Raw genomic sequence first — 21,639 nt, 5'->3', positions numbered from 1 at the left:
AGAGAATTGGAGAAACAAAAATGGGAAAAATTAAAAAGTTCAAGAGAGTCCTGGTCGCTAACAGAGGTGAGATCGCTATAAGGATCTTCAGAGCCTGCAGCGAGTTGGGAATAAGAACTGTAGCGGTTTACTCAGAAGAGGACAAGAAATCTTTATTCAGGACGAAAGCCGATGAAGCGTATCAGATAGGCAAGGGAAAATCTCCTGTAGCCGCTTATCTGGGCATCGATGAAATCATAGATGTAGCTAAGGCCAAGGGCGTAGACGCCATTCATCCGGGCTATGGTTTTCTGTCGGAAAATGTTGAGTTTGCCAAGGCTTGCGAAGAAGCAGGCATTGAATTTATAGGACCTACATCTGAGATGATGAGTATGCTGGGTGACAAGATCCAGTCAAAACTCGTTGCTGAAGAGGTAGGCGTGCCTACTATTCCTGGCGTAGACGCTGCGATCCAGTCAGAGGAAGAGGCTATTGCCTTTGCTGACGAATGCGGTTACCCGGTAATGTTAAAGGCTGCTGCCGGCGGTGGCGGTCGAGGCATGAGAATCGTCAGGGACAAAAGGGACATCGTAAATGAATACAGAAGCGCCAAGAGCGAAGCTGCCAAGGCCTTCGGCATCGACGATATCTTCATCGAGAAATATCTGGAGAACCCTAAGCATATAGAGATCCAGGTACTCGGCGATAAGGAAGGAAATATCGTTCACCTTTACGAGAGAGACTGCTCTATACAGAGAAGACATCAGAAGGTAATCGAGTTCACTCCAGCCCTGTGTCTGACAGATAAGCAGAGGGAGGACATCTGCAATGATGCTCTGAAACTTGCCAAACACGTCAACTACAGAAGTGCCGGCACCATGGAATTCCTTATGGACAAAAAGGGAAATCATTATTTCATCGAGATGAACCCGAGGATCCAGGTAGAGCATACTGTAACTGAGATGGTAACTGGTATAGATATCGTTCAGGCACAGTTAAAGATAGCATCCGGTTACACTCTTGATTCAGATGAGATCGGCATTAAGAGCCAGAAGGATATTACTCAGCGCGGATTTGCCATTCAGTGCAGAATAACAACTGAGGATCCGGCAAACGGATTTGCTCCAGACACTGGTACTATAGAACTTTACAGAAGTGCTTCCGGATACGGCATCAGACTTGATGGAGGCAACGGCTTCACAGGTTCTGTGGTTACTCCGTATTACGATAGCCTGCTGGTTAAGATAACGGCATGGGCCATGAGTTTTGAAGACACCAGAAGAAAAGCCATCCGTGCCTTGAAGGAGACACAGATCAAGGGCGTCAAGACCAACATAGGCTTCCTTTTGAACGTGCTGAATCACCCTTTGTTCATCGCCGGAAAGTGCGACACAGGATTCATCGCTGCCAACCCGGACCTGCTTGACGTAGGCACCAGAGTTGACAGAGAACTGAAAGTCCTGAATTACATAGGAAACAAGATAGTAAACGAAACCAAGGGCAGAAAGCCTGAGTTCAACGTGCCTGCCTTCCCGAAGGTACCTAAGAGAAAGATAAACAAGCTGGAGGGAACCAAGCAACTCTTTGATAAAGAGGGACCTGAGGCTTTGTCCAAGTGGGTGCTCGATCAGAAGAAACTTCTGATAACAGATACTACCATGAGAGACGCGCAGCAATCACTTATGGCTACGAGAGTCAGAACTGTGGACATGGAGAAAATCGCTCCGGCAGTAGCTCTGTACGGAAAAGACCTGTTCTCTCTGGAAATGTGGGGCGGCGCGACTTTCGATACATCCTACAGATTCCTGAAGGAGTCACCTTGGGAGAGACTGGATACACTTCGTGAGAAGATTCCTAATGTTTTATTCCAGATGCTCATAAGAGGAGCGAATGCAGTTGGATATAAGAACTATCCGGACAATGTCATCAGAGAGTTCGTCAAGCAGTCAGCTGAAGGCGGCATCGACATTTTCCGTATATTCGATTCATTGAACTGGGTACAGGGAATGGAAGTCGCTTTAGATGAGACTCTGAACCAGGGAAAGATCGCCGAAGCATGCATGTGCTACACAGGTGATATTCTGGATGAGACAAGGGACAAATACACTCTTGACTATTATGTAAATATGGCTAAAGAACTGGAGAAGAGAGGAACACACATACTTGGTATCAAAGATATGGCGGGACTTCTCAAGCCGATGGCTGCCAGAAAGCTTATAACGGCCCTGAAGAATGAAATCAGCATACCGGTACATCTGCATACTCATGACACCAGCGGCAATGGCGTAGCTACTATACTTATGGCAGCTCAGGCCGGAGTCGATGTAGTTGACGCAGCGTTCAACAGTATGTCAGGTCTGACTTCACAGCCGGCTTTGAACTCAGTTGTAGCTGCTCTTGAACACAGTAGCAGAGATACAGGTATAAGCATTGACGACATCCAGGTGATTTCTGATTACTGGGGAGATGTAAGACCTGTATATAAGAATTTCGAATCAGATCTGAAGACGGCATCTGCTGAAATATACAAGTATGAATTGCCTGGCGGACAGTACTCCAACCTGAAACCTCAGGTAGAGAGTTTCGGACTGGGACATAAATTCCAGGAAGTCAAGGATATGTATAAGGCAGTTAATCAGATGCTTGGTGATATCGTCAAGGTAACTCCGTCATCTAAGGCTGTTGGAGACATGGCTATATTCATGGTACAGAACGATCTGACTCCGGAAAATATTCTGGAGAAGGGCAAATCCATGGACTTCCCTGATTCCATAGTATCTTTCTTCGAAGGTATGATGGGACAGCCGGAAGGCGGATTCGATCCTGAACTGCAGAAACTGGTTCTCAAGGATAAGAAGCCGATAACATGCAGACCGGGAGAATTGCTCCCACCGGAAGATTTCGATTACATCAAGAAGGGCCTGAATGAATACTTCGACCTGGAGGGAACACCGCGTGAGGTCATAAGTTACGCTATGTACCCGAAGGTATTCGAGGATTATCAGAAGAGCCTTAAGAAGGACGGTAATTTCAGACTTATGGGTTCTGATATATTCTTCCACGGCCTGGCTGTAGGCGAGACCTGCGAGGTCAAGCTGGCAGAAGGTCAGGTTATGGTAATCAAACTCTACGAAGTAAGAGATGTGGACAAAGAAGGCTACAGGGATGTAGTGTTCGAGGTCAATGGTTATCAGAGGATCGTCAGGATCAAAGATAATGAAATGGAAGCAGCTGTTTCTGAATCATCGGTACGTTATGCTGATGAGGAGAATGCCTTGGAGATCGGAGCTAATATCCCGGGCAACATCGTTAAGATCCTCGTAAGGGAAGGCGATACTGTTGAGGATCAGCAGCCTGTAGCTGTTATAGAAGCTATGAAGATGGAAACTAATATTATAGCAAGGACTGCCGGTGAGGTCGAGAAGATCTTCGTCAAGCAGGGACAGCAGGTGAAGTCAGGTGAGATGATCGCATTGCTGAAATAGGTCAACGGTCCATTCCACATGGCTAGTCCTCGTGCGCGTGCAACCATATAGTCTCACTCGCGAAGAACAGAATATGCCGCGAACTAGGCGAAACATCTAAGTCTTCTACGAAGACTTTAAAAGGTGACGTTGTCGGAATAAACGTACAAGTACGTTATTCCTTCTATGTCACCTTTTGTTTCGCCGTCAAACAGCGCGGCACATTTGTCTGTTCTTCCTGCTCGTCTGCGACTATGGTTGCAACTGCTCCTGCGGAAACACCATTGCGGAAGGGCCGTTGTCTTAGTTGAAAGTGGACTTGTCTTTTATGTAGTTTTATCTGATTACAGGTGGCTCGTTTTTCTTTTTGTTGGGTGGGATAAATAATGATTCTCTAATTTGTTATCTGACGGTTACCTTTCAGTTAAATCGCAATTTTCGCTTTATTACATGTAATCTATGAGTTAAAATATTAACGTGGTTTGATAAGTTATTGAGAGGAGAATCAGAAATGAGAAGACTTAAATTGATTGTGTGCGTTGTAGCGCTGACTATGGTGGCTACGACGGCAGGAGCTTTTGCCTGCACAGGAATGTATGTAGGTAAAGATGCAAGTACTGATGGTACTACTATCGTTGCAAGAAGTGAAGATCAGGGTTCCGGAGCATATAACAAAATGTTTAAGGTACAGAAGAGAGTTACCAAGGCAGGACGTTATTTTACTGACACCGGCACAGGCTTCAAGGTAAAATTACCTAAGACTACGTACAAGTACACTTATGTGCCTGATTCAACAGACGCAGGCGATGGTATGTATCCGGCTTCATGCGATAATGAGTACGGAGTATCTGTAATAGGAACTGTATCGACAGAAGTTAGCAAGGCTTATGAAGCGGCTGATCCTTGTACAGAGTATGAAAAGGGTCTGAGAGAGGCCATTCTTCCGGGACTGGTTGCCGGACAGTGCAAGACAGCCAAGCAGGGCGTAGAAGTACTGGCCAAATTAGTCGACACATACGGATCAGCAGAATGGAACACTTTGTTCATCGCTGACCAGAATGAAGCCTGGATATTTGAAATCTACGGCGGAACCACATATTGCGCATACAGGATGCCATCTGACACTGTAGCAGTATTCGGAAATCAGTGCATGATCGGAGAAGTTGATGAAAACAATACTACCGACTATGTATTCTCCAAGAATCTCTTCAGCACTATCGATAAGGTTGGAGCAGTTAAAACCAACGGACATTATAATCTGGTTCAGTCCATCGTCGGATCCAGAGAAGAGTATTCAAATATGAGAACCTGGGAAGGCCACAGAGTACTGGCACCTTCAACAGTAGGAGCATATGAAAACGATACATATTATCCTCTTTGCTATAAACCTGACAGCAAAGTATCACCTTTGACTATCATGAACCTTTACAGAGACAGATATGAAGGAACTGATTATGATATGTCTAATACGGCTAATGCGAGCAGACGCCCTATAGGAACGACCAGATCTTCCGATGTCCATGTGACACAGATCTATAGCAGTCTTCCTAAGGATACATGCTGCCTCCAGTGGCTCTGCATGGGCAATGCTGAGCATTCAGTATTCGTACCGACATTCAGCGGAATCACATCTACTGCTTCAGCATACACAGTTGATGGATCAGCTTACAAATCAGACAGCGCTTACTGGATATTCAAGAAGAACTGCACTATAGCAGAATCAGACAGAGCATTCCTCAGCGCAGGAACCAAGGCATTCTGGGCTACACGCGAGAAAGAAGAATATGCAAAGATCCAGGCTCAGCTTCCTAAGGTAAAGGCGGCTTACAGTTCAAGCAAGACTAAGGGCAGAGCTTATGTTACAGCTATAGGCAAGTCTGCAGTAAAGGTACAGTTGAACAATTCAGAAACACTGCATAAGGCATTAGTATACACATCAACATATAACAACAACGACAGAGTCAATAACGCAAGAAAGGTAACGTTCGTAAAGCCGATCACATTCCTTAAGAATGCTAAGAAAGCTGGATACACAGTTACTGTTAAAGGCAGCAAGTACATCGTTGCCAAGGATGGAGTCAAGTATACTCTTACTAAGAATTCAACAAGCGTTTATAACGCTAAGGGTTCATATGTAAACGACATGACATATCCTATCTATGAATCAAACGGAACACTTTGGGCACCGGCTGACTTTGCTGATGCGCTTAGCGAATAATAAGTTAAAGGATTCCTTAAATATTGAACCACTCATTTGGGGCCGCTGCAGGAAGCAACGGCCCCATAACTTTTCCACGGGGCCCTTCATAACCATTTTGATATTGAATTAAATTCCACAATAGATTAAAATGTAAGTAGTTACATTATAACTCCGAGAGGTGGTATCAATGAACCAGACACAGGTCATGTGCTTTCTTACAATTGTAGAGGAACGGAATTATTCCAAGGCGGCTGAGAGATTGTTTCTTTCTCAGCCTACTTTAAGTAGATATATTATGGCCTTGGAAAAAGAACTGGGCTGTGTTTTGTTCAACAGAACGACTAAGAAGGTAGAGCTGACGGACGAGGGCAGGCAATACCAGGAGATGTTCCTTCGGTGGAGCATGGAACTGGACAATCTGAAGTATAAGCTTGGCGCCGCTGATAAAGAGAGCGTATCCAAGGTGAGGATCGGCATAATAGAGGACTGGTATACCAGGAGTTTCTTTGCCAAGTTCTACGATAAGATAGAGTCGGTTTACCCGGAAATGTCTCTGGAAATACTCTGCTATGGAATCAACGAGCTTCTTGATAAACTTGAATCCGGAGAGGTCGATATGGCCATGTCTGTAGGTAATACCAAGGTCAGAGAGAGGAAGTTCATATCCAAGGTCATCTATCAGTCGAACAAAGTCATACTTTATTCGGCAGCACATCCTCTGGCCAATAAACCGGATCTGAAGGTGGAGGATTTCAAAGACGATATTTTCTATGCGGTCCCTGATGATGAGGATAACAACGTGGAGCAGAAGATCAGGAACTGGTGCGGCAAGTACCACTTTACTCCTGTGATCAGGCATCTGCCGAACCTGCAGAGCGTGTATGCCAATGTCCGCGGAGGCAGCGGCGTCACTATCAACGAGGACCTGGATGCATATGATAAAGACGGCCCTATCAGGGCGCTTCCTATGAAAGAGAAGGGCGGAGTCTTCCTGGTGTGCCGTAAGGATAACGAGAACCCTGCAATCAGAAAGATACTGGATCTTTTCGACGGAGACGAAATATAGGTAATAATACAAAAATGAATCAATGAGAGCTATTTATTCAGAATCTGAATAAGTAGCCCTCTTTTTTTGGAATTTAACATTTGCGGGTACTGAAAGTATAATTAACATATAAAGCAATGACCTATTACGAGGAGGTGAAGTGATGCTTAGATCGACCAGGCAGGACGAGCTTGGGACCCATCTGGAATGGGAACTTGACGGCGTTACGCCTAAGATGATCAACTGGTTCTGGGGGAATCTCGAGAAATGCGACAGCCTCTGGCATCCAAATCAGCACATGGGATTGAGCTGGTTCAAGGATCCACGGGATGTGGGAGTCATCGGCTCCATTCATCGGGCGCCACAGAAGTGGAATGATGGCAGGTTCATCAAGCCATATATATTGCTGGCTGATGTACAAAAGGTACCTGACCATGTCAGGGAAGTCATCAAGTACGATCATGCAGTCGTGGCCATAGGATACGATCTGGACGGCAGGGAAGAAACCTGGGATCCTGAAAAAACCAGAAAGGAAGCCTACAGAGTCCATCAATGGCAATCGTCGGAAGATGGGGTTGTGGGAATGTCCTCGGCGATACCTATCCATCCGGCAGGAGACCAATATGAAGACAGCGGTCTCATATGGGCGCAGCACGCCGCTGAAGAGGTAGGCAATTGGGAAGTATTTCTCCCTCAATTGTATTCTCTTTACAGAGTAGTAACAGATCGTAAGATCTGCCCGTATTTCAGCTTTCTTATAGAAGGCAAGGGCGTAAACGCAAAATATAAAAATTTGTAAATAATGATAAAGGTAAAGTATAGTAAAGAAAGGAAAAAGTAAGATGAAAGAAAAAGTGATAATGAGCGGCAACGAAGCCATCGCTCGCGGTGCTTATGAAGCCGGCGTAGGATTTGCATCTGCATACCCAGGAACTCCAAGTACAGAGATCCTTGAGAATGTAGCCAAGTATCCAACTATCGATTCCAGATGGGCCAACAACGAGAAGGTAGCAGTCGAGATGGCTTGCGGAGCTCAGGCTGGCGGACTCAGAACTCTGAGCTGCATGAAGCACGTAGGACTTAACGTAGCTGCAGACCCTGTAATGACTATCGCATACATCGGTTCAAACGGAGGAATGCTTATCGTATCGGCAGATGATCCGGGAATGCATTCATCACAGAATGAACAGGATAACAGATATTATTCCAAGCTGGGCAAACTGATCATGCTTGAGCCTTCAGATTCACAGGAGTGCAAGGACTTCACCAAGCTCGCTTACGAACTTTCTGAGAAATACGACCTGGTAGTTCTAATGAGAGTTACTACGAGAGTATGTCATTCCAAGAGCATCGTAACTCTTGAGGATCCTATCCCAACACCTTGCAAGAAATATGTAACTAACGTTGAGAAGCGCGCTATGCTTCCTGCTATGGCTATCAAGAGGCACATCGTTGTCGAGGAACAGCTGAAGAAGGTTGAAGAATACGCTAACAACTGTCCTATCAATACTACTGAGTACAACGACACTAAGGTAGGTATCATCACAAGTGGTATTTCATACCAGCATGCTAAGGAAGTATTCGGAGATACAGTATCATATCTGAAGCTGGGACTTACCAATCCAATGCCAGGTAAACTTATCGATGAGTTCTGCGAGAAATGCGACACTATCCACGTCATCGAAGAAGGAGAGCCGTTCATCGAGACAGCTGTCAAGGTCCGTGGACATGAGTGCACAGGAAAAGATAAGATCACTATCCAGGGCGAGCTGACTGCAGCTATCGTTCAGACTTCACTGACCGACAAACCACTGGAAGAAGGATATACAGTAGACGTTAAACCTGCAGACAGACCTCCTGTACTCTGCGCAGGATGCCCTCACAGAGGATTCTTCTACTCATTCACAAAGTTCAGAGACAAAGTCGTAGCTCTGGGAGATATCGGCTGCTATGGACTTGGCGTACAGACACCATTCTTCGGCGAAGAAATGTGCGTATGCATGGGCGGCGGATTCTCAACTACAATAGGTATGGCAGAAGCCCTGAAGGCTCAGAACGATCCTAGAAAACCTCTTGGATTCCTTGGCGATTCAACATTCTTCCACAGTGGGCTTACTAGTCTCATCGACGCAGTTCACACTAATGCAAACGTTATCCTTTGTTTACTGGACAACTCCATCACAGGTATGACCGGACACCAGCAGAACGCCGGCACAGAGGTCAACCTAATGGGCAAACCAGTAAAGAGAGTCGATTGCCTTGATATGGTAATGGCTACAGGAATCGATGCTGACAGAGTTCATGTTGTAAATCCTATTGACCAGAAGGAAATGGACGCAGCAATCAAGACATCAATTGAAAACGACGGACTTCAGGTAATCGTTACAAGGTATCCGTGCGCTTTGCTTAAGTATGTCATAAAGGAGAGAGGCAACAAGCACCTGGAGGTCAACCCTGACAAGTGCGTAGGATGCAAAATGTGTATGAAGGTCGCATGCCCATCGCTGGCATTCAAAGACGGAAAAGCTTATGTTGCAGATGTTGCTAACTGTACAGGATGTGGCTTATGCTCACAGAACTGTAAAGTTGGAGCTATGACAATTGTCGAGTAGGAAAGGTGGAAACAATAATGACTAAGAATATAATTTTAGTAGGCGTAGGTGGACAGGGAACTATCCTTACTACAAAAGTACTGTCAAAGGGCCTTGTAGAACTTGGCTATGACGTTAAGATGAGCGAGATCCACGGTATGTCACAGCGTGGCGGTACAGTTACGACTCAGCTCAGATATGGAGAGAAAGTATATGCTCCTAATATCGGCGAACATGAGGCTGACCTCGTCGTAGCCTTCGAGAAGATGGAGGCTCTCAGAGCACTTCCTTATCTTAAGAAGGGCGGAGCAATAATAACAGATGTAAGAGAGATTCTTCCAATGCCTGTACTTACAGGAGAAGAAGAATATCCTGAGGATTGTCTGAAAGATCTTAAGCAGACCGTTGGCGACGTTATCGTAGTCAAAGCTGCTGAGAAGGCTGAGGAACTTGGCAATGTTAAATGCCAGAACATCTGTCTGCTGGGAGCTTTGATAAAGAAACTGGGACTTGACGGAGTTGACTGGAAGGCTATAATTAAGGATACAGTTCCTGCAAAGGTAGTCGACGTCAATCTTAAGGCATATGATGCTGGAAGAGAAATGGCATAATCAGAAAGGAACGGAATATGGCATACAGGAATTTTGATGAAATAGTTGAGGCTTGTAAAAGTAATCCGGAAAAGAAGACTGTTGCAGTGGCCGGAGCAGCTGACGATCATGTCCTAAAGGCATTGGTAGAGGCTGAAGCGGCAGGCATAGTTAGCAAACCTTATCTCATAGGAAGACAGGCTTATGTAGAGAATGCTCTTAAAGAAATGGGAGCTGATCCCGCTAAATCAACAATAATTAATGTTGACAGTAAAGAGGCCTGCGGTGAAGAGGCAGTCAGACTGGTTAAAGAAGGCAAAGCCGATTTCATTATGAAGGGTATAATAGATACAAAATATGTGTTGAAACCCCTTGTAAAGAAAGAGAACGGACTTCACACAGGCAGAGCAATGTGCGTATTTGCCTATAATGAAGTACCACAGATGGACAAGCTCATGGTCGTTGCAGACGGAGGAATGATTCCATATCCAACATTGGAACAGAAAAAGGACATCATCCTCAACTGTGTGGAATCATTGCATAAGCTTGGAGTTGAAAGACCTTCAGTGGCTGTTCTGGCAGCTGTTGAAAAGGTGAATCCTAAGATGGTGGAGACTACAGATGCCGCTGCCCTGGTGGAGATGAACAAGAGCGGCGAGATACCCGGCTGCGATGTAGTCGGACCAATATCCTTCGACATAATGATGAGTAAGGAAATAGCTGAAAGGAAGGGATATGATTGTCCTTATTCCGGAAGCTTCGACTGCGCTATCGTACCGACAATGGCAGCAGGAAATCTGATGCACAAGGCTATGATAATCTGCGGCGGGACCAAGATGGCTGGAGTAGTAGTAGGAGCCAAGGTTCCTGTAGTACTTACATCTCGCGGAGCTTCAACCGAAGAAAAATTTGTTTCAATGGCGATGGCATCACTTATATCGGAATAATATGCCTGAATGGAGAGGAGAACACTTTATGTTCTATAAATTGTTAGTGATAAATCCAGGCTCGACTTCGACAAAGGTAGCTGTATATGTTGATAAAGAACAGCAGTGGGTGGAAAGCATCACTCATTCACCAGAAGATCTGAAGCCTTTCAAGGATGTTTATGACCAGCTTGACATGAGAACAGAGATGGTAACAGAGTGTTATGAGAAGCATGGAGACAAAGTTGCTGATTTCGATGCTGTAGTTGCAAGAGGCGGTCTGATGCCTCCTGTACACGCAGGAGCCTATGAAGTCAACCAGTACATGATAGATATGATGCATTACCATCCGCAAAACGTACATGCGTCTAATATGGCTGCTGCCATTGCTGAACATGTTGCCGAGCTGGCAGGTTGCAAAGCCTACACCTATGATGCCGTAGCAGTTGATGAAATGGAAGGAATATACAGGATAACAGGTCTTAAGGAGATAGAGAGATACGGAAGAGGCCACAACCTGAATATGAGGGCCGCAGTTATTAATTTCTGCGAGCAGAACAACCTTGATATGAAAGACAAAAACATCATGTCAGTACATATGGGCGGAGGGATTTCCGTTGGACTGTTGTCAAAAGGTAAAATAATTGATATGATATCCGATGACGAGGGGCCTTTCTCGCCGGAGAGATCCGGAGGGCTACCTGCATTCAGAGTAATAGATCTCTGCTATGATGAATATCCAAATAAGAAAGCCATGATGGATCACCTGAAGAATGAGGGTGGTTTCATGGCACACCTTGGAACTACAGACCTGAGAGACGTGGAGAAAATGATAGACAACGGCGACGAACATGCCGAGCTGATCTTTGATGCTATGGCATTGAACATAGCCAAAAACATCGCAAAGCTTACCGTAGATGTCAACGGCAAAATAGACTATATTTTGCTCACAGGCGGAATGGCTTTCTCCGACAGGCTGACTAAGGCCATCGAAGAACGCGTAGGCTGGATCGCTCCGGTAAAACTAATGCCGGGTGAGAAGGAAATGGATTCTCTGGCTTTCGGAATTCTGAGAGTTCTGAACGGAAAAGAAGAAGCAGACAGGCTTGAGGGCGTCTGCGAGAAATAACTGGCTAGTTGATTTAGAGAATAGGAGAATGTTACAACATGGCAAATAATAACTATAGCGGTAAAAGATGGCTGTATCTGGCTGTCGGTACGGTATTGCTGATATTCTGCGGGCTCATTTACGGATGGTCCCTCTTTAAAGCGCCCTTTGGGGAAATATATACTGAGTGGAGTCTTTCACAGCTTTCCATGACGTTTACTATTTCCATGATATTCTTTTGTCTGGGCGGTTTCGTCGCAGGCAAAATGAGCGCTAAGATCAAACCAAACAAGATAATAATGATGTCGGCAGTATTGCTTCTGGTGGGCTTTGTAGGCGTGTCAAGGATGGATCCTGCCAATTCATCTATGAGTTTGCCGATGTTGTACGTTTTCTATGGAGTGTTCGCCGGAACCGGCGTAGGCTTCAGCTATAATGGCGTCATATCTTCCATGAACAAATGGTTCCCTGATAAGCAGGGCCTCGCCTCGGGAATAATGATGATGGGCTTCGGCCTTGGGGCGTTGATCCTCGGCAGTATAGCTACATCGCTGATAGCGGCAAAGGGCATACTGACTACATTCATGATCCTGGGCATAATGATTTTCGTAGTTTTGATGATAGGTTCATTTTTTATTAAGAATCCGGAAGTGACAGAGACCGCGGCTTCAGAGAAAACTGAAGCGCCTGCAGTGCCGAGTATGACTACAGGAGAAATGCTTAAGAGCTTTTCTTTCTGGATATTTTTCATCTGGTGCGTTGTGGCTAATGCCGCAGGACTGATGGTGATCGGAAATGCAGCATCTATCGCAGTGCTTTTCGGAGCCCCTGCCATAGTAGGGATGGTAGTGTCGGTCTGCAACGGTGCAGGCCGTGTGATAATCGGAGCTATATTCGACAAAATAGGAAGAAAGATGACCATGCTCATCAACGTGATTATATTGCTGGCAGCGGGCATCGTTCTGGTACTGGGTGCCAAAACAGCAGCTGTGGCAATCGTAATAATCGGTCTCGTGTGCACCGGGTTGACTTATGGCGGAAATCCTACCATAACGTCGGCTTTCATTAGTAAACAGTACGGACCTGAGAATTTCCCGGTGAATTTCAGCATCGCGAATTTCTCTCTGATTCCTGCAGCGATCGTGGGGCCTATGGTGGCCAGCAGTCTGATCACTGCGGCTAATGGCTCCTATATAACGACTTTCATGGCTATGGTAGGCTGTGGAGTAGTGGCGCTGATCCTTTGGGTCGTGCTTAATGCCGCCTGCAAGAAAGAGGCCTAACTGCCACTTCTGCCCATGCTGGTCCTCGTGCGCAGGCAACCATAATAGTCTCACTCGCGAAGAATAGAATATGCCGCGAACTTGACGAAACTTCAGAAATTCTCAAGGAGAATTTCTAATGGTGACATTGTCGGAACAATTGTGCAAGCACATTGTTCTTTCTATGTCACCATTTTTTCGTCTTTAAACAGCGCGGTCATATTTTTCTATTCTTCTTGCTCGCCTGCGACTATGGCTGCTCCTGCTCCTGCGGAATCGCCGGGCGGAAGTGGCGGCTAGGCCGGGTTGAAAGAATCCTTTGTTTTAGTTGAGTGGATTGTACTATTGATTGCGGTCTTTCAGCTGGCGCTGGATGTCAGCGTGGATTTCCTTGGTGATAGGATATTTATAGATTGCAAAGGATGCCACGACTAGAAAAATAACAGGAACGACCGTCGTCGAGTTGAATATCCATTCGAGGGCGGTTTTTGTTTGCGTAGCTGCGCTTCCGTCAAAGCCGGCACATTGCAATATAAGTCCGAGAAATAGGGTCCCGAGGCCGAGAGCGACTGCTTCAACAAGGCCCTGGAATGAGACAATAGTTCCCTGTCGATTGACGCCGCTTTTCAGCTGGTCATATTCGCAGATGTCGTAATATATGGACGGCATCAGGGCCCAGTACACGCAGGTGCACACGCTGACCAGTATCATATACAAGAGCACTGTTACAATAGAATGGACGCCGAGGATCCTCAGGAGGACCATACCTGCGGTGCCTATGGAGAAAAACAGAATAAGCGTGCCGCGTTTATCGATAGCCAGAGCTGTTTTCCCGACAATAGGTATGAGCACCATGCCGAATACAGAACGCATGAGAAGTACCATGGATATCTGCGTTGAAGTGTAGCCCATGTTATACGTAAGGAAGTAGACCATGTCCGAGATGACCATTTCAAAGGTGATAAGTGACGCAATGCTGGCGATTATGAGATATTTCACAGGCTTGAGTTTTGCCACGGAAATATACTCGCGGAAAATGTCCGCCAGACTGAAATGAATGCGCTCGCGGGGCGCGTCAGCAGGGCTGCGTTCGTCTTTGTGCCCTGAGACCAATACCGTTACGATAATGGAGGCGGCTGCAATTATGCCCATGATAGCGGCCGTGACTGTCCAAGCCAGGCTAAGTGTAAGGCCGCGGCCTGTAAACGCTTCCACCAGCAAAGTCGGGCATACCATGCATATTATAGAGCCGATCATGTTGAAAACAGACGCAAAAAGTCTGAGCACGGTGCGGTCGTCATAGTCTGAGGTGTATTCTACGCCTAGGGCCAGGTATGGCACAAAAAATCCCGTGTAACTGGTCCAGAAGAGCATGACCATAATGGCGTAGTAAAGAGTTTTTACTCCGGCTGGCAGGCCTACGTTGGTAAACAAAAGCATGATCGTCAGAGCCAGAGGTATTGAAAAGAAAAGTATCAGAGGCCGCCTTTTCCCGTGGCGCGACTGAAACTTGTCTGAAAAGTATCCTATCATAGGGTTGAACAGGGCGTTCCATACGGCTCCCAGTGCGGTTATAGCACCTGCGTGGGCCGGTGGCAGTCCTGCTACAGTTGTAAGAAAGAACATGAGAAATGTTCCGATAAATGAGTAGGAAATCGCATCTCCGATAGATCCGGAGCCGTATCCCAGTTTTTCTGCAAAAGTAAGTTTATTCATTATTCCCTCCAAATCCATACTATCATATTCATACAGGTTTATGCAACAGACTTTTATTTTTTCCTTTAATACTGATAGAATATGCATATTTCAGAATTGGGCGTGCTTTGAGACATTGCTTTATCAGTGTAAATCGATAGTTTATTATTTGTCAATGTCAACAATTTCAATGTTTTAATATTGTGTTTATTCAGAAACAATGTTTGCTTTGTGTAGATGATGTGATATAATTAAATTGTAATTTTTATTCGTTATAGTAATTTCTATATTTACAAGGGAGGCGTAATTATGTCAGGATTTGTAGATGCTGTTAATGCTATTGACGCGTGGCTATGGGGCTTACCGCTTATAATAGTATTACTCGGTACACATGTGTTCTGTACAGTCAGAACAGGATTCATCCAAAGGTATACCTTTAAGGGTATCAAATTATCAGTCACACCTGACTCGGATGGTGAAGGAGAAGTTTCACAGTTCGGAGCACTTACAACAGCTCTTGCTGCTACAATCGGAACAGGAAACATCATAGGTGTTGCTACGGCACTTGCCGCAGGCGGACCTGGTGCTGTTCTCTGGATGTGGTTCACAGGAGTATTCGGTATAGCTACTAAGTATATGGAGACCGCAATGTCTGTTAAATACAGAGAGCAGACAGAAGACGGAAGAATGCTTGGAGGCGCTATGATCGCTCTGGAAAGAGGACTTAACGCTAAATGGCTGGGCGTCATCTTCGCATTGCTGGGAGCCATCGCTGCTTTCGGAATCGGCTGCATGACACAGGCCAATTCCATTTCTACAGCACTTAGCCAGAACTTCAACGTTCCTACATGGATCGGCGGAATCCTTATCGCAGTATTTACTGCAGTCGTTATCATCGGCGGAGTTAAATCAATAACACGCGTTACTGAAAGATTAGTTCCATTCATGGCATTGTTCTATGTAGTAGGATGCATAATCGTACTCATCATGGACGGTCACTATGTTGGAACAGGAATCGTACTTATTTGTAAGTCCGCATTTTCAGTTCAGGCTGGAACCGCTGGATTCGCAGGATCAGCAGTAGCTATGGCTATCCGTTACGGATGTGCCAGAGGTCTGTTCTCCAATGAGTCTGGTATGGGATCAGCTCCTATCGTAGCTGCTTCAGCTAAGACAAGAAATCCTGTAAGACAGTCACTGGTATCAATGACCGGTACTTTCTGGGATACAGTTGTTATCTGCGCTTTGACAGGAATCACTCTTGTCAGCACAGTTTGCGCTCACCCAGATGAGCTTGCAGAAGTCGTTACTAATAATACAGTACTTACATTCGAAGTATTCGGATATATACCTGTAATTGGTAAGGCAATCATCACATTGGCACTTGCACTGTTCGCATTCTCAACTATCCTTGGATGGTCATATTACGGCGAGAGATGTGCAGAGTACCTGTGCGGACCTAAGATCATCATGCCGTACAAGTGCGCATTTGTTATCATGTCCTTCGTTGGAGCAGTTGCTGCTCTGTCAACAGTATGGACTATAGCAGATATCCTTAACGGACTGATGGTAATACCTAATGTAATAGGTATCTGGCTATTGAGCAACAAGTTGATGGCGGATGTTCATACATATGTAAACGACATCGATAAGGTAGACCCAACACCGGTACCTAAGGTAAACTTCAATTCTAAAGCAGACTAATTGAATTGAAAACCAGTTAAACAACACAAAATGCTCTGATGGGTAATTAACAGAGCATAAACGAATAAGAATAATAAGGACCCGGATGGCAATAGCCGTCCGGGTCTTTGTTTGCAGTGGTTTGGTATAGTCAGTTTACTGTTATACTATTTCTTCTGAGTCAGAAGCGGCCGCAGATGCTGGAGTTTTGTCCAGGAGTATGGATGCTACGACACATATAAACAGTAAGAACGGATAGAACAGGAAAGGTATGATCGAAACGCTTGTTATCTTTGCCAGACTGGCTGCTACCAGAAGCTGTGCGCCATAAGGGATGATTCCCTGCCATACGCAGGAGAATGTATCCAGTAGAGATGCAGTCTTCTTAGGATCGATGCCGAACTCCTGGCTGATGTCTTTTGCTATAGGGCCGGCCATAACGATAGCAACCGTGTTGTTGGCAGTTGCGATATCCATGAGCGAAGTCAGGAAACCGATGCCGAACATGCCGCCTTTCTTCCCTTTGAAGTTATTTTTGATCAACTGAAGTATGAACTCGAATCCTCCGTAGGCCTTCATGAGTGCGCCTATGGATGCAACTAGAATAGTCACGATCATAGTCTCGAACATGCCTGACGTGCCGGTACCCATGGAGCTGAAAGCGGAGGCCACCGTGAGAGAGCCTGTGCCGATGCCTACGACGCCGGAAAGGATGGTTCCACATCCGAGGACAATGAACACGTTAATTCCGCAGAGAGAGGCAATCAGGACGGCAAAGTACGGTATGGCCTGCCATATATTATAGTCGAAGTGGCCGAGCTGAGCAGTGTCCCCGCGCATAGCCAGTACTATAAGTATGACCAGAGTAATAATTGCTGCCGGAAGAGCGATCTTGAAATTGACTCTGAATTTGTCCTTCATCTCTACGCCCTGAGTTTTAGTGGCCGCAATAGTTGTATCTGAAATAAATGAGAGGTTGTCGCCGAACATGGCGCCGCCTACTACTGTTGCAACGCACATTGGCAGATTCAGGCCGGCTGATGCTGACACTGACGCCGCGATAGGTACGAGTACAGTGATGGTTCCTACAGATGTTCCCATGGCCATGGATATGAGGCAGGCGATAATGAAGAGCCCCGGTATTGCAAAGTTTGCAGGGATTATATCTAACAAAAGGTTTGCTGTGCTTTCGGCTCCGCCGGAGGCGCTGGCAATACCGCTGAAGGCGCCGGCCATAAGGAAGATGAACAGCATTATGGTAATGTTGTCATCGCCGATGCCCTGGGCGCATGCGTGTATCTTTTTATCAAAAGACAACTTGGGGTTTTGCAGGAATGCGACTATGAGGGCTATAACAAAGGCTACAACTACGCTCATTACATAGAAGCCCATCTGGCCCTCCGTAGGATTGATATATTCGAAATAAATTCCGTTGCCCAGATATAGTATCAGAAATACTATAATAGGAAGCAGGGCTTTAGCTTTAGGTGTTGGTTTTTCCATTCTTAGATCCTCCCGATAATAACTTGATAATTTGAGCCTGTGAGCAGGCTGCAGTCCTTTAATATTAATGAAAAAACCAAGATTTGTCAAGGAAAACAAAGAAATCCGGGGAGAAACTGGGCGCGGGCACAATTGGGTAAGACGAAGCCAGAGATTGCTGGTGTTGAATGATATCACGCTTAGTTTTTCGAATCAACGAGTTTCGAAAGTATATCGAAAAGAATTTGCTTGTCTATAGGTTTGGATATATGGGCGTTCATTCCGGCAGCTAAGCTTTTCTCTATGTCATCGTCGAAGGCATTGGCGCTCATGGCGATAATAGGAATGGACTTGGCATCAGGACGATCTAAAGCGCGGATAGCCTTAGCGGCTGTGATCCCATTCATGACAGGCATATTGATATCCATGATTATGGCATCGTACATTCCGTAAGAGGCTTTATTGAACATTTCAAGGCCTACCTGGCCATTTTCGGCCCTATCGATAGTACAGTCGATCATTTCAAGAATTTTTTCTGTGATCAGGGCATTGATATCATTGTCCTCACAAAGAAGTACATGAACTCCTTTAAGATCCACAGGATTGTGATCGGCAGCTTGCGTGTTCACTGGAGGCTTGCTTAACCTGCGATCGAATTCCAGTATGAAGGTGGAGCCTTCGCCGGGAGCACTTTCTACATGAATCTCACCATTCATCATATCTACCAGACTGTGGACGATAGACAAGCCCAGACCGGTTCCCGTGCCTGCGTCTGAAGGTGCGTTTTGTTCAAAAGGCATGAACATCCTATCCATAAAGTCCTGACTCATGCCACAGCCCTGGTCTTTCACGGTTGTAGTAACATGAATGCTGCCATCATCGTTTTGCTCATTTGCAACTATAAGATCGATCTGGGTATCGCTTTCGGAGAACTTGATTGCGTTAGACAGAAGGTTCGCATATATCTGTTTGGTACGCAGAGGATCCAGCATGATCCATCTGGTTGTAGCTTTGGAGAAATCAGTCTTAAGGGTCACACCTTTTTCTGCAGCCTGAATAGTGAAAGCGTCTGCTAAAGTGTTCAGGAGAGCCAGTACGTCTGTGCTTTCTTCATTGATCTGAAGTTTGCCGCTCTCAATTTTTGCCATATCCAGAACATCATTTATCAGTTCTATGAGGTATTTGCCTGAACTGTCTATTTTATTCAGATAATCTGCAACACCAGGGGGAATGTCAGACTCATTGAGAGCAAGCGAAGTAAAGCCGAGAACAGCGTTAAGGGGCGTTCTGATGTCATGGCTCATACGCGAAAGAAAATCGCGCTTCGCTTCGCTGGATGTGCGCGCTTCAAGGGCCGCATTCTCAGCCTCAATGGCCTTTTCCTGCTGTGTTATATCAAGGAAAACGGCATAGTAGATGCTACTGTCGTTGCTCTCGTCATAGGCCCATTCAGCAGACATGGATATCCATAAAAGTGAACCGTTCTTATGTTTCTGATGGAACCTCATGTGGACGGGACCGTTTTTGGTAACATCGGTGGCTATTGTTCTCTTGAATTCTGCAATGTCCTCGGCGTCAAGTCCGCAATCGAAGATGCTTCTCTTAATGAGATCACTATATTCTTCGTATGTATAACCGGCAAGTTTAGGTATGCCCTGACTGAAGTATATGGTTTTCACATATTCTCTTGGGTTGCCACTGGCTCTGAAAATCATAATGCCGCCTGGCATATTGTCTAATACATTGTTCAGCATAGTATCTTTTTCTGAGAGCTGTTCTACATATTTTTTCTTGGCGTTCAGATAAATCAACCCAAATAGTACCAGAGCAAAGAGCAGGAGTATGATAATGCCCATAGGCAATATCACGCTCTTATGAGTCTGGAAAATTGATTTAGTATCATTTACATATTTCACATTGCCTGAATAGGCGTTTACAATGTCATTTTTAGTGATGTTATATTTGTCCATGACTTTTTTGTCGAAGCAGTAGTAGTTGCTGACCCTTTGAACAGGATAGCCAGCAATATTTCCACCACGACTTAGCTTCAGTACGATTTTGGCTGCACTGGCCGCCATGTCATGGTATGATATTACATTACCTCCAAGTATGCCTTCACCGATCCCCAGTTCATCAGCCTTATATACAGGCACATTGGCATTGGATGTAATGAATTTGATGCCCTCAGTTGTAGTGTAATTGTTACCGTCGGCATCACTAGTTAACATCAGGAATAACAGAATAGTGTCGTCTCCATATGAAGCTACCTTTTTCTTCAGTTCATTACTTGTCATCGTAGAACAGTTAATAGTCGAGAAATTAAGAGCCTTGAAGTTGCTTTTACAATCCATGAATTGGGCAGTTGAACCATTACCGGAAATGGTATCATCACTTATGGCTACAATATTGGTAGCCTCAGGCTGGAGTTCGGTGGCTATATCTATGGTTTGTTTTAATGGGAAGGATTCAACTATGCCGGTAATAAGTGAATCTTGAGTAGCTTTCTTGGCAAGGCTCTCACTGTTGATTCCTTCGAAAACTATTGGGACATCTTTAAATAATTTATTGCGGTATTCCAGAACAAATTCCAGGGCAGCATCATCGTCGGCTATGACATAATCAAACTGTTCGTGTTCATTCATATAGGATATATGCTTGTATACGTCCTGTTTAGCGACATTGTAAGGAATACGTTTAGTGTCCATGAAGGCATAGTCAATATTAGCTTTGCCGCTGAGTGTGTCGGTAATACCTGAAAGCTGTTTGGGAATGCTGTCCCATTCATAGCTGTATGAACTTAAGAACAGGACATGTGGATTGTTTGATACATCTGTGTCATTGGCCGCAAAACAAGGCGAACTACACAGAAGTATAGTCATAGATATTAATATTATGCTGGCAAACTTGCGCATTTTCATATTGCATTCCCCTTTTGATAGTAGATACAGTCTGACATCATTAAAGAAACGCAGCGTCGAGGCTGGTTACATTTGAATTAATGTTTTGCTTTTTTTTGTACGCTTAGTATAATACAGATGGATATGATGGTAAATAGGTTTAAATACCAAGTTCTTTTTTTAATGCGGTCTGAAGGACAGCGGAGAAATTGATTCCCCTGGCAGTGGCTTCTTCATTTAGCCATGATGGGATAGTACAATTTTTTTTAATTGCTTTGCTATTAGTTCTACGTCTATATGCATCAAGATCAATTAAATAATGGAAACAAAGACGGTCTGCGACTCACTTGATTTCATGCATCGCCTGCGGAAGTTACACAGATTGCGTTGCAATCTGCCGCCCTGCGCCACCTTGTACAGGTGGCTTGGACCTGGGCTTACTCGACAGCATGCAATGCTGTCTCGCTTTACAGCCCAGCCCTTTCGGGTTCGACTCCCTTGTCTATATGCGATACCGATAATAATAGCGCAGTGCTTTTGCACTGCGCTATTATTATTGGTATCGCCTAAGGGAGTCGAACCCTTGACTCAGCCGTGAGAGGGCTACGTCTTGACCACTTGACCAAGGCGACACATTATTTATTTGTATCTGGTTCTTGAAAACTCACGCAACTTATTATATACTGTTCAGTAGTTATTGTCCAGTACAAATTTTAA

The 21,639-nt window shown here is 45.2% G+C and carries 13 protein-coding genes and 1 tRNA gene; 10 read left to right on the top strand and 4 right to left on the bottom strand.

What is annotated here, in order from left to right; genetic code table 11:
- The first annotated feature begins 20 nt into the window (after window positions 1–20).
- From EV211_RS01705 to EV211_RS01665, 9 genes are all read left to right on the top strand, one after another.
- The gene (locus EV211_RS01705) at window positions 21–3,464 is read left to right on the top strand and encodes a pyruvate carboxylase (protein ID WP_133527702.1); all 3,444 of its coding nucleotides are present in this window, start codon (window positions 21–23) and stop codon (window positions 3,462–3,464) included.
- A 490-nt stretch (window positions 3,465–3,954) separates the two neighbouring features.
- On the top strand, window positions 3,955–5,661 hold the full coding sequence (locus EV211_RS01700) for a C69 family dipeptidase (protein WP_133527701.1): 1,707 nt from the start codon (window positions 3,955–3,957) through the stop codon (window positions 5,659–5,661).
- Window positions 5,662–5,830: 169 nt separating this feature from the next.
- Window positions 5,831–6,709, top strand: a complete 879-nt coding sequence (locus EV211_RS01695) for a LysR family transcriptional regulator (protein ID WP_133527700.1) — start codon at window positions 5,831–5,833, stop codon at window positions 6,707–6,709.
- Between the two features lie 142 nt (window positions 6,710–6,851).
- The gene (locus EV211_RS01690; protein ID WP_133527699.1) at window positions 6,852–7,487 is read left to right on the top strand and encodes a hypothetical protein; all 636 of its coding nucleotides are present in this window, start codon (window positions 6,852–6,854) and stop codon (window positions 7,485–7,487) included.
- Between the two features lie 43 nt (window positions 7,488–7,530).
- Window positions 7,531–9,300 carry a thiamine pyrophosphate-dependent enzyme gene (locus EV211_RS01685; RefSeq protein WP_133527698.1) on the top strand — a complete coding sequence of 590 codons (1,770 nt, stop codon included), beginning with the start codon at window positions 7,531–7,533 and terminating at the stop codon, window positions 9,298–9,300.
- Window positions 9,301–9,317: 17 nt separating this feature from the next.
- Window positions 9,318–9,890: an indolepyruvate oxidoreductase subunit beta gene (locus tag EV211_RS01680; protein WP_133527697.1), complete on the top strand. Its 573-nt coding sequence runs from the start codon at window positions 9,318–9,320 to the stop codon at window positions 9,888–9,890.
- A 17-nt stretch (window positions 9,891–9,907) separates the two neighbouring features.
- Complete coding sequence (locus EV211_RS01675) at window positions 9,908–10,816, top strand: phosphate acyltransferase (RefSeq protein WP_133527696.1); 909 nt, start codon at window positions 9,908–9,910, stop codon at window positions 10,814–10,816.
- A gap of 28 nt (window positions 10,817–10,844) precedes the next feature.
- A complete protein-coding gene (buk, locus tag EV211_RS01670; RefSeq protein WP_133527695.1) occupies window positions 10,845–11,924 on the top strand; it encodes a butyrate kinase in 1,080 nt (359 codons plus the stop codon).
- A gap of 38 nt (window positions 11,925–11,962) precedes the next feature.
- A complete protein-coding gene (locus tag EV211_RS01665) occupies window positions 11,963–13,186 on the top strand; it encodes an MFS transporter (protein ID WP_133527694.1) in 1,224 nt (407 codons plus the stop codon).
- A 321-nt stretch (window positions 13,187–13,507) separates the two neighbouring features.
- On the opposite strand, the gene EV211_RS01660 is transcribed toward EV211_RS01665, so the two are convergent.
- On the bottom strand, window positions 13,508–14,881 hold the full coding sequence (locus EV211_RS01660) for an MFS transporter (protein WP_166635332.1): 1,374 nt from the start codon (window positions 14,879–14,881) through the stop codon (window positions 13,508–13,510).
- A gap of 288 nt (window positions 14,882–15,169) precedes the next feature.
- Here EV211_RS01660 and EV211_RS01655 point away from each other — a divergent pair, with 288 nt between their 5' ends.
- Complete coding sequence (locus tag EV211_RS01655) at window positions 15,170–16,564, top strand: alanine/glycine:cation symporter family protein (RefSeq protein WP_133527692.1); 1,395 nt, start codon at window positions 15,170–15,172, stop codon at window positions 16,562–16,564.
- A gap of 141 nt (window positions 16,565–16,705) precedes the next feature.
- Here EV211_RS01655 and EV211_RS01650 read toward each other — a convergent pair whose 3' ends face one another.
- The 3 genes from EV211_RS01650 to EV211_RS01640 form a co-directional block, all read right to left on the bottom strand.
- Window positions 16,706–18,046 carry a Na+/H+ antiporter NhaC family protein gene (locus EV211_RS01650; RefSeq protein ID WP_133527691.1) on the bottom strand — a complete coding sequence of 447 codons (1,341 nt, stop codon included), beginning with the start codon at window positions 18,044–18,046 and terminating at the stop codon, window positions 16,706–16,708.
- Window positions 18,047–18,225: 179 nt separating this feature from the next.
- Window positions 18,226–20,943 carry an ABC transporter substrate binding protein gene (locus EV211_RS01645; protein ID WP_133527690.1) on the bottom strand — a complete coding sequence of 906 codons (2,718 nt, stop codon included), beginning with the start codon at window positions 20,941–20,943 and terminating at the stop codon, window positions 18,226–18,228.
- Between the two features lie 536 nt (window positions 20,944–21,479).
- Window positions 21,480–21,554, bottom strand: a tRNA-Glu gene (locus EV211_RS01640).
- Window positions 21,555–21,639: the final 85 nt, after the last annotated feature.

It is taken from the genome of Aminicella lysinilytica, from assembly GCF_004362975.1.
GTDB lineage: Bacteria > Bacillota > Clostridia > Peptostreptococcales > Anaerovoracaceae > Aminicella > Aminicella lysinilytica.
The sequence above is the reverse complement of the archived record's forward strand: the minus strand, read 5'-3'. Positions and strand labels throughout refer to the sequence as shown.